This window comes from Flavobacterium sp., assembly GCF_039930565.1.
Classification (GTDB): Bacteria; Bacteroidota; Bacteroidia; order Flavobacteriales; family Flavobacteriaceae; genus Flavobacterium.
On the sequence record NZ_JBDTTP010000011.1, the window covers coordinates 47,662 to 59,830 of the forward strand.

The window sequence follows — 12,169 nt, forward strand, 5'->3', positions numbered from 1 at the left end:
ATTTTTAAAATTCATACCGATAGTAGACAAATGCTTTATTTACCTTAATTATATCCAAATTCTTCCAAATCCAAATTTATATTGGCAAACTACAAAAACACAATTTAGCCAAAATCATTATTCATGACTTTAAACGCCTGTAGAATAAAAACCTGTTTCTAATTGTCAAGTAATCACCAAAATATACTAGTATTTTAAGTTTGAAATAGCTAATATTGTATTCGTACAATAAAAACAATTGGTTCTCAATTAAAAAGTATATATTTAATTTATTTTCTAATCATTTTATAATGTCCCAAAAAAGTTGTTTTAGAGTCATTGTCATCTTATTTTTTATACTTAATAAAATGTTTTCTCAAAACACATTTGAAAACTATCAATTTCGTTTATTGGATAATGAAACTTCAAAAAGTGGCATTTATACTATTACACAGGATCAGTTTGGCATTATGTGGATTGGAACAAATGGGGCTGGATTATATAAATACGATGGAACAAATTATGTAGCATATGAGCAAAACTCAAATCTAAATAATTCTATTAATAGTAATCTTATTTATACAACTTACGTAGATCTCCGCAACCGGTTGTGGATAGGTACTGATGAGGGATTGTGCCTTTATAATCGAAATCTAAATACTTTTGAAAATATTGATATTCAAAAAAAAATCAGAAAGGAAACTGTCATTTCTGTGAAAAGCATTATTGAGGATAATAATGGCAATCTTTTTTTGGGAACATTTAATAGTGGTTTATTGAAACTAAATATTAAGTCAGGAAAAATCACTCAGTTCAGGTCAGATATTTCAAATAAAACAAATTATCTTATAAATTGCTTATCAAAAGATAAAAAAGGAACTATTTATCTAGGAACTAATTTAGGTTTGCAGGTAGTTGATCCAATAAAAAATATAATTAAAAAAGTAAACATTGGCAAAGATAATCAGGCAATATCCGGAACCATTGTTTCAATGTTTTTTGACAGCAACCAAAACTTATGGATTGGCAATGGATATAAAGGACTTGTTAAGGTAAATTTATATTCTAAAATCAAACAGGCTGTTTCTTATCCTATTACCCAAAAAAGAATTATGTCAATACTGGCATCAGATAGTAAAACAATTCTTTGCGCAACAGAAAATGATGGGTTAATTATTGTAAATGATCAAGGGGTAGTTCAAAAAAAATATGTAAACAGTAAATATAATGTTCGTAGTTTAAGTTCAAATTCTGTATGGTCGTTATTTTTAGATAAAGAAAATAGAATTTGGCTGGGCTACTACAACAAAGGCTTAGGTATTTTTGATAAAATAAATAGTAAAGTAAGTGTTTTAGAGAGTTTGACCGGTAATTCGCAATCATTACAAACCAATTGTGTAACAGGTATTGCAAAAGACAATCAGGGTAATCTATGGATTTCAATGGAAGGCGGCGGGGTCGATGTGTACAATACCAAAACTAAAATCTTCAAACATATTACCAAATCTGACACTAGTTTGTATTCTGGATTAACCAATGATAATATCACCAAAGTATTTATTGATAAAAAACAGAATATTTGGCTATCAAGCTGGAATGAGGGGATTTTTGTTTTAAAAAAAGGAAGCAAAAGCTTTATTAATTACAATACAAAAAACACTCCTAATTTAGCTTCTGACAATATAATGAGTATTGCTGAAGATTCCAGGGGCATTATTTGGATTGGTACATTTTCGAAAGGATTACACTATTACACACCTTCCAATGGTCAATTTCATCATTGTAATTCTAAACCATTTTATGCAAATGGACTAATGAATGCAGATATCAGAAAAGTGATGGTAGATTCAGATGATGCAGTTTGGGTAGGTTCAACAACTGGTTTATTCAAGGTTAATACAAATGATTTTGTTTCTTTTTCTGTGATTTCTTTTCGAGACAAAATGTCTGAAAAACTTAAAAATCATAAAAGTACGCATACTATTAATACATTATACGAAACTAAAAATAAGGAAATTTGGATTGGCACTGATGGTGCTGGATTATTTTCGTACAACAAAAAAGCTGATAGCCTAAAATGGTATATAAATTTTAAAGGACTTCATGAAAAATCAATCTCATCCATTGTAGAGTCTAATGATGGAAGTATTTGGATAAGTGGAAAAAAGGGAATCACAAAACTGGATATAAAAAACAAAAACACTGTTAATTACTCTACATATGATGGCTTACTGGGAAATGATTTTAATAATAATTCTGTTCTTAAAGATGAAAATGGGCTGCTATATTTTGGTGGTTATGAAGGCTTAAACTACTTTAATCCACGTAATTTAATCAAAAGTAAAAAACAGCTTCCAATTTACTTTACTGATCTAAAGCTTTTTAATAAATCAGTAGGGCCACTTGAAAAAAACTCACCATTAATAAAAGTTATATCGCAAACAAAAAAAATAATCCTAAAACATGATCAATCTGTATTTACAATTGATTTTATTGCCATTAATTATTCTTTTCCTGCTCAAAATGAATTTGCTTATTATTTAGAAGGATTTGAGGATTCGTGGAATTATGTTGGCAATAAACCCTCAGCAACTTATACAAACCTAGCGCCGGGTAACTATATCTTCAAGGTGAAAGCCGCCGAAAAGAATGGCGTTTGGAGTCAAAATCCATTAGAATTAAAAATTGAAATTTTACCACCCTGGTGGAAAACGCCTTTTGCCTATTTATTTTATTCCCTATTGCTATTAGCAGCGATTTATTTCGCTAACCAATACTATCAAAATCGTTTTAAACAAAAACAAATGATAGAATTTGAACAGAAAAAAGCGCTTCAAATTGAAAAATTAAATAATAAAAAATTACAATTCTTTACCAATATCTCGCATGAGTTCAGAACTCCGCTTACTTTAATTTTAAATCCTTTAGCAGATATAATCAAGAATAGTAGCCTGGAGTTACCCGATGGTGTATTAAATAAATTGCAGACTATTCAAAAAAGCTCAGACAGACTCTCAAGGTTAATTAATGAGTTGATGGATTTTAATCAGCTACAATTTAATAAAATGACCCTGCAATTACAATTAATAGAGATAGTTAATTTTACCAGGGAGATTGTCAGTTATTTTGATGAAGAAGCTTTCAGTCGCAGAATTCAGTTACAATTTGAATCTAATAAACCATCATTAAAAGACTGGATTGATCCTAAAATGTTCGAGAAAATTATTTTTAATGTAATTTCTAATGCTTTCAAGGTTACCCCTGATAATGGTAAAATAATGATAAAAATAGCAGTTAATGAAGAGCTAAAACATTTTCCTTTGATAAATTCCTCAGTTACCCATCCTTCTTTTGAAATTGCTGTTGAAGACACGGGTACTGGTTTAGATAAAAAAGACATTAAAAGAATTTTTGACCGCTTCTATCAGGTAAATAATTTAAATAAGGCCTATTATGGAAGTACAGGAATAGGGTTGGAAGTTGTTCGTGGATTTGTAGAATTACATAAAGGAATAATCGAGGTAGAAAGTGAATTGGGAGTTGGTACCACTTTTAAGCTAATGTTTCCTATTGGAAAAGAGTTTTTTAATAAGAATGAAATACTTCTTAAGGAATTTAAAAGAGAGAAAAAAATAAGTTTTACGCCAATTGTTGAAAGAGATGAAATTCAATTACAAGACACTGAAGAGAAACAAGATCGAATTTATACCATTTTGATTGTTGAAGACAATGTAGAATTACGAAATTATTTAAAAAATGAACTGAAAAAAGACTACAAAGTAATAGTAGCAGAGAATGGTCAGGTTGGTTTAGAACTAGCTCTCCAGAAGTTACCGGATTTGATTTTAACTGATGTAATTATGCCTGTTATGAGTGGTCTGGAATTATGTAAAAATATTAAAGCAGATTTAAAAACCAGCCATATCCCATTAATGATGTTGTCTGCAAAGGCATTAATTAAGGATAAATTAGAAGGTATTGATTCTGGTGCAGATATGTATTTGAGTAAACCTTTTGATATGGATATTTTAAGATCCAGTCTGGTACAATTAATCAACAGCAGGCAAATTATGTTCAATAAATTCTATAATGGAATTAGTCCGAAAGCAAAAGAAAAAACAACCAGCTTAGACAATGAATTTATAAAAAATATTCTGAATTACATTAATGAAAATATCAGCGAATCTGAGTTAAGTGTCGAGGTTTTGGCTTCGAAGGTATTTTTGAGCAGAAGCCAGCTGTATAGGAAAATTAAAACCCTAACAGGCGTATCGGTAAATGAATTTATACGTAATGTCCGTTTAGAAAAAGCTAAAGAATTAATTGAATTGGGTAATGATAATATAACTGAAATTAGTTTTAAAGTTGGCTTTAGTTCTCCATCCTATTTTACAAAATGCTATAAAGAAAAATACGGATATTTACCAACACATAATAACAAACAATAACTTCTACTTGTCTAAAAATATTTATTATTAAAGACGGCTTGTGTCGTCTTTTTTGTTTAACAGATAAAAATCAGCATATATTTAAGTTTTTAAGCCCTATTATTTATCTTAAAAATATTGATAAAAAAACTAGTATATTATTCAATAATTAATCTTATTTAAATTCATAAGTAATTATTAATTATGCATAAATAGTGTTTTATTTTTCTTTATATTAAAAAAATAATACTACATTATTACCAATACCTTATTTATATTTTTTAGTTTTAAATTAGCATAAAATACCGCATTTACTAGTTTTTTACCTCTTATGCTACAAAAGTGATAGTTTTTGCATCATTTGTAGTATGTGAAATTTATGTTAACACTATATTTTTGGATTTAACATTATCAACCTCTTAGAAATAATTATTAACATTTTAAAAAACGATTTTATAATGAAATGAAACCACACTTTATTTTTATTAAAACCTTTTTCTAATCAAAATACCAATCAGGATTCGGAATATAAAATCTTATATATTATTAGATTTTAAGTTAAAGGAAATATAATTATGATAAATGAAAAAATTACAACCAAACAATTATTTTAAACTAAACAAAAACCAATTAACTATGATGTTAAAATTAAAATTTGCAATAATCGCATTGCTAATAGTTAGCAGTCAAAATGTGATGGCACAATCAAAGACCATACAGGGTGTGGTTACCGATTCAGCAGGATTTCCTTTGCCTGGTGCTAGTATTAATGTACAAGGATCAAAAAATAGCGCGTCAACAGATTTTGATGGTAAATACTCTTTAAAAGGGGTTAACGCTACAGATAAAATAACATATTCCTATGTTGGCTTGACATCACAAACGATAACCGTTGGAGGTCAGAGTACAATTGATGTTAAATTAGCAGAATCTACACAAACCTTAAATGAAGTTGTAGTAGCTTATGGTACTCAGAAGAGAGCTAAAGTAACCGGTGCAATTTCAGTAGTTAATGCAAAAGATATCGTTGCAGTACCAATTACTAATGCAGAGTCTGCTTTACAGGGTAGAGCTGCTGGAGTTAGTGTAGTAAATGGTGCCCCGGGAACGAACCCAAGTGTTGTTATTCGTGGCTTAGCTACCATGAATGGTAGTGACCCTCTATACGTTGTTGATGGTGTGCTAGTAGGCAACTTATCAGGTCTTAGCCCTAATGACATTGAATCAATGTCAGTTTTAAAAGATGCCTCTACAACAGCCTTATATGGCGCAAGAGCATTTAATGGAGTTGTTATGGTAACAACAAAAAAAGGAAAAAAAGGACCTGGTCAATTGACATTTAGTACTTATGTAGGTTCTCAAACAGTTACTAAAAGGTATGATGTTTTAAATCGCGAACAATACCTTAAGTTTGCTGGTGATCAAGGTCTTAATTTAAATGCCAGAGCTGCTCAGTTTGGCAATACAGATACCAATTGGCAGGATGAAATTTTTAGAACTGGACTTATGCAGGATTATAATCTTAGTTTCTCAAGTGGCACAGAAACTTCTACAAACCGCTATTCTGCCGGATATTTAAAACAAGAAGGAACTCTTATTGGTACAGGTTATGAACGTTATTCTTTCAGGGCTAATAATACACAAAGTATTGGTAAATTAACCGTAGGAAGTAATATTGGTGTAACATTTAGCGAACGTGATCCAGAGCGTGCTTCCGGAGGTAGAACATTGTTAGAGCATGCCGTTAAAATGGCTCCTTATTTACCTGTTTACAATGCAAATAACAAAGGAGGTTATCAAGGTAGTGAAGGAAGTGATTTACAAGACGCTGAAAATCCAGTACGTGTTGCCAAACATGGTTATCAAAAAATTAATGGCGTTTCTATTATAGGAAATATCTTTGCTGAATTAGAAATTATTAAAGGATTAAAATACAGATCTCAAGTTTCTTTAGATTACTACGCCAGTAGAGATCATACTTTTGTTCCTAGTTTTTCAGATGGTACGGCTAATCAAGCTTACTCTCAAACTACAAATAATGAATCTCAGGGTCAAACTATTGTATTTGATAATGGTTTAACGTATAAAACTACTATTGCTGACAAACATAATATTGAAGTATTGGGACTTATAACTAAAGTTGACAGTAAAAACAGAAATGTAAATGCTGGAAGCCGTAATGCCATTTCAGATGAAATAGACGTGTTATCACTTAATGCAGCAAATTTAGGTTCTGGTAGTAGTGAAACTAATACTTTGGGATATGTAGCTCGTATTAACTATGATTATGATGATCGATACCTGCTTGCTGTTTCAGGACGTAGAGACGGTTCTTCCAGATTTGGAGCTAATAAACGTTTTGGTAATTTCTATTCTGTTGCTTTAGGCTGGAATATAGCTAAAGAAAATTTTATGGCTAATTCTATTTTTAGCACATTAAAACTTAGAGGTACATTGGGTACTACAGGTAATGACAGAATTAATGACTACAGATATAGTTCAAGTTTAAACAATACCTTTAATTATCCAATCGATGCAGCAAATGGTGTAGGAACTACTGCAGGTAGTATTGCTAATCCAGATTTGCAATGGGAGTCTAAAAAGGATAGAAACATAGGTTTGGATTTTGGCTTATTTGATGAAAAATTTACAGGTTCTTTTGAATATTTTAACAACAAAAGTTCTGATGTGCTTTATAACGTTCCAATTCCTGCTTCTGTTGGTGCTATAGGAGGTGTTCAAACACAAAATATTGCAGACATAAATGTAAAAGGATATGAAGTAACATTAGGTTATAATGACAGAAAAGGAGATTTTACCTGGTCTGCTACAGCTAATTTTGGTGTGACCAAAAATGAAGTAGTTCATTTAGCGCCAGGTGCACAAAGTCAGGTATACGGACCGTCAGGAAGAGCAGGAATCGAAAATTTTTCCAGAATAGAAGTGGGCCAGCCATTATTCTATTTCTGGGGTTATGAAACTGCTGGGATTTATCAAAACCAGGCTGAGGTTGATGCCTATCTTCTTCCTGGTCAAACAGTTTACAAACCAGGTGATATAAAATTTGTAGATCGCAATGGAGACAAGATAATTTCTTCAGAGGATAAAACAAATATTGGAAGTCAATATCCTGATTTTACTTATGGTCTAAACCTAACAGCAGCCTATAAAAAATTCGACTTTAACTGTTTTATAACAGGAGTTAGTGGAAATGATATATTTAACGCAAATGTTTTTGACTTAAATGGTATGTCACGTTTATTTAATTCTGGTACAGAGGTTTTGGATAGAGCTATAATAGGTTCAAATGGTGAAGTAAGCAACCCATCTGCAACGTTGCCTAGATATGGTGGTGCAAGTCAAAACTACGCACAGGCGAGCCAACGTTATATTGAAGATGGTTCTTTTACAAGATTGAAAAATGTAACTTTAGGATATACATTGTCTGGAGATACATTTAACAACCATTTTTCAAATATAAGATTCTACGTAAGTGGACAAAACCTTATAACTATTACTAACTATTCTGGTTTAGATCCTGAAGTTGCTCGCGCTGATGGAAGTCCTAGTTCAAATGGAATTGATTTAGGCAGGTATCCACAACCAAAATCAGTAATTTTCGGTCTTGAAGTTGCATTTTAATAAATAAAAATGATGAGAAAAATAAAATATATAGTTATAGTAGTGTCTGGAATTTTAGCAATAAATTCATGTGACACAAAGGATTTAGAACTAACTAATCCAAATGAGTTATCTCCTGAAACATTTTTTAAAACTCCTGCTCAGGTTCAGTCTTCGGTAAATGCAACCTATGCAAATTTACAAGTATTAGGCCTTTATGCACGACATAGCTTTTTTGCTTTAGATCTAATGGGACATGATGCCGAAGCTAATTCACAATTAGAAGGAAACAAAGTACCTTTTACTAATTTTAGTTTTGATGGAGGTAGTGATATTATTCAGATGTATTGGGAAGCCTGCTTTTTAGGAATTTCTAAAGCTAATTTTGTATTACAAAATGAAGAAAAAATTCAAGCGCTGCCTAACACAGAGTTATCACAAGAACAAAAAAATAAATTTTTAGCTGAAGCTCATTTTATGAGAGCCTACTATTATTTTTTATTAGTACCTCGTTTTGGTGATTTACCTATTTACACAAAACAAACGATAATTGGTGCTGCAAGAAGCCCTAAAGAAGAAGTGTATAAATTAATTACGGATGATTTTGATTTTGCCTCAAAAAATCTATTAAGTAAATCTGTAGAACAAAAAGGAAGAGCTACTAAAGAAGCTGCTTTTGCTTATTTAGGAAAAGCGCTATTGTATCAAAAGAAATATGATGAAGCACTAACTGCCTTTAACAATGTGACAGGGTTTACTTTGGAAAATAATTTCTTCAATAACTTTAGAGATGATACTGAACATGGTCCAGAATCAATTTTTGAGGTTGAATTTGATGAAAAGTTAGGAACAGGTAATAAATGGGATGGCAATTCTGGAATTGAAGGAACAGGCTATGCTGAAACTACACTTAGAGGTCAGGAATATGGTATGGCTGCCAAAGATTGGTTTAATGTTTATCCAAATGAGGATTTAGTAAAAGCTTATGAGCCAGGCGATAAACGCTATAAAGCTACGTTCATTTTTCCAGGTGATGTATATGGTGGAGGTTTTGTTATGCCCGCAGCGGAAAGACAAGGGAGAAAAGCTGGATGGTATAAATATCAGAACTATTATCAACGAGAATTTGAAGTAAATGATTCAAGCATTAACTTTAAAGTGATGCGTTACTCTGATGTACTCCTTATGAAAGCTGAATGCGAAAATCAAAGAGCCGGAGGCGTACAGTCAACAGCTATTGGTTACATTAATGAAGTTCGTTTCAGAGCAAACGTACCATTATTAGCAACAAATCTTTCAAAAGATGATGTTTTTAATGCTATTGTGCATGAACGTCAGGTTGAATTTGCAGGTGAGCAACTTCGTTTTGATGACCTTATAAGATGGGATAAAGCAGGTACTGAACTTGTTAAGTATGGTTTTCAAGTTGGTAAAAGCGAGTTATGGCCAATACCAAATAGAGAGACAACTTCTAATCCAAATATCAAACCAAGTGATAATAACCCTGGTTACTAGATTAAAATTTTGTTAGTTTGAGTTAGTATTGAAAAACAGCGCATTTAATATGCGCTGTTTATCAATATATCTCATTTTTAAAACCTTTTTTAGCACTTATATTCAAAATACTGATATAACAATCTAATGTATTAAAAATTTATTTATATGGACTGTATCAACAAAAATAAGGCAATAATATAACCAAAAAGAGAGTCCTTTAAAATACAATGACTCTGCTTTTGATTAGGATTAAGCATATACTTATTTTAATAATGATATTATTCCAATTATTATTTATTTTATCAGAGATTATAAAATCAAAAAATGAATAGCTTAATAGAACGTAGTAAAACAAACACTAAATTTAAATTACTATAATAAAGAAGTATAGAATCGTTCATTCAATATGAAAAAAATTGCATCACTTTTTTTAATCGTAACATTGTTATACAATGTTTTAGGATTTTATCTCATGTTTGCTGAACAACAAAAGCAATTGTGGGTAAATTCTATGGAGAAAAGTGATAACTCAAATTTTGAAGTCATTGAGGTTAACATTAATCCTTATGCATATGTTGTAGATTCTGGATTTGAAGACGTTAATGAAGATTTGGTAATTAAAAACAAGACATATCATGTTTTCAAGAAAAGAATTATAAACAACGTTTTAAAATTATACTGTCTAAAAAACTCTAATAAAGATTTTTTTAGCAAGGATTTAAAAAAAATTGTCGATAGTCAAATATTTGATGTTGATTCAAATAAAGAAAATCCAAGTAAAAAATTAATGAAATCTTTTATTCAGGATTATATTCCTAATTATACTATTAATTTAGTCCTTAGTACTTCTAAATTAGTTTTCCCTCTTACCTTAAATTCCTACAATCCAAAAGTAGACCTTCTATCCGGATATTTTGCCACAAATTATCCTCCTCCTGATATGGTATAGTATTTCTTGTTGTTAAATATAAATAGACACGATTTTTAATCATGATCTGATGGGATTAAATCTTTAGTTATACCATAAGATTAAATTGCCTTTTATGAAATTTAACATCCAGTACTCAATTAATTTTAATTGAATAAAGCTATCAAAAACCATATAAAACCATCAAATGAAAATTTATAAAATATTATTTAAAGTACTACTATATAGTACTTTAACCACAAGTGTATTGGCTCAAACCAAAGAGAGTAAAAATAAAATTAAAGAACCAACAGGAGAAAATAACATAGCCTATCAGTGGTCACAAATTGCAGTTGTTGCAACCGGTAATGATACCGAAAGATTTAAGCCAAGACCAACCGTAACTTCTCGTTTTTTAGGATTAACGTTCGTTGCTGTTTTTGATGCCTGGAGTCGTTATGATCAAAAGGCAATTCCTGTCTACTTAAAAGATATACAGAGAAGACCTGTTAAAGAACAAACACTCAAAAATAAAGAGATTGCGATAAGTTATGCTGCATATAATGCATTATGTGAATATTATTTTTCAGACAAGGATTTGTTTATAGCTTACATGATTCAATTGGGGCTCGATCCTAATAATAAATCATTAGATCCCAACACACCTGAAGGAGTAGGTAATTTAGCAGCAAAAGCAGTTATTGAAGCAAGAAAACATGATGGATCAAATCAATATGGAGAAGAAAATGGTTCAAATGGCACTCCGTATTTTAATTATGTAAATTACAACCCGGTTAATTCTGCAGATGAAATGCTGGATGTAATTCATTGGCAGCCAAAATATTTCTCAGACGGAAAAGGCGGTAAATTTGCGCCAGGTTGTGCAACCCCATTTTGGAACAAAGTAAAACCTGTTGGATTAAAATCAGGAGATCAGTTTCGTCCTATACCCCCACCTTCTTTGGATTCAGAACAACTTAAAAATGAAGTTAAGGAACTTATTGATTACCAATATAACCTTACTAACGAACAAAAAGCATTGGTAGAATTTATGCGTGATGGTCCAAAATCAGTACAACAAGCCGGACATTGGTTAAAGTTTGCACAAGATGTTTCAAGACGTGATAAGCATACTTTAGATCAGGATGTAAAAATGTTTTTTTATAATCAGGTAACTGCTATGGATTGTTTTATAGCATGCTGGGATACAAAAATGTTTTATGATTTTGCACGTCCCTATGCTTTAGTTCATTATTATTATAAAGATATAAACATAAAAGCCTGGGGAGGACCTGGATTTGGAAATATAGAGATGAAAGGACAGGATTGGAGACCTTATTCACCAGATATTTTTTTATGCCCCGCTTTTCCGGGTTATGTTTCTGGACATAGTACCATTAGTGGAGGTTGTGGCGAAGCCCTGAAATTATGGACCGGAAGTGATCACTTTGGAGAATCAGCAACCTGGAGTACTCCAGGATCAATGACAGAACCAGATAACATTGGCCAACCTGTTGTACTGAAATTTCCAACGTTTACAGAAACGGCTAATATGGCTGGAATTTCCAGAGTAATGGGAGGTTATCATATTCAGGCTGATAATGTTGAAGGTTTAAAACTTGGTAGAAATGTAGCTCATGAAGTTTGGAAGTTTTATAATATCCATATAGGAAATAAAACTAAAAAGAAATAATGGAAACTTCTACTAATTTCAGATTATAAAAGTTATTGTAAATCT

The 12,169-nt window shown here is 31.2% G+C and carries 5 protein-coding genes; all 5 read left to right on the top strand.

Going from position 1 to position 12,169, the window contains the following annotated elements; translation table 11 throughout:
- Positions 1-347: 347 nt before the first annotated feature.
- A complete protein-coding gene (locus tag ABI657_RS04935) occupies positions 348-4,427 on the top strand; it encodes a two-component regulator propeller domain-containing protein (protein ID WP_348096133.1) in 4,080 nt (1,359 codons plus the stop codon).
- Between the two features lie 561 nt (positions 4,428-4,988).
- Positions 4,989-8,048: a TonB-dependent receptor gene (locus ABI657_RS04940; RefSeq protein ID WP_348096134.1), complete on the top strand. Its 3,060-nt coding sequence runs from the start codon at positions 4,989-4,991 to the stop codon at positions 8,046-8,048.
- Between the two features lie 42 nt (positions 8,049-8,090).
- Entirely contained in the window at positions 8,091-9,542 is a 1,452-nt protein-coding gene (locus ABI657_RS04945) for a RagB/SusD family nutrient uptake outer membrane protein (RefSeq protein WP_348096135.1), read from the top strand.
- A 388-nt stretch (positions 9,543-9,930) separates the two neighbouring features.
- A complete protein-coding gene (locus ABI657_RS04950) occupies positions 9,931-10,473 on the top strand; it encodes a hypothetical protein (protein WP_348096136.1) in 543 nt (180 codons plus the stop codon).
- 166 nt (positions 10,474-10,639) lie between these two features.
- On the top strand, positions 10,640-12,124 hold the full coding sequence (locus tag ABI657_RS04955) for a vanadium-dependent haloperoxidase (RefSeq protein ID WP_348096137.1): 1,485 nt from the start codon (positions 10,640-10,642) through the stop codon (positions 12,122-12,124).
- The last annotated feature ends 45 nt before the right edge of the window (positions 12,125-12,169 follow it).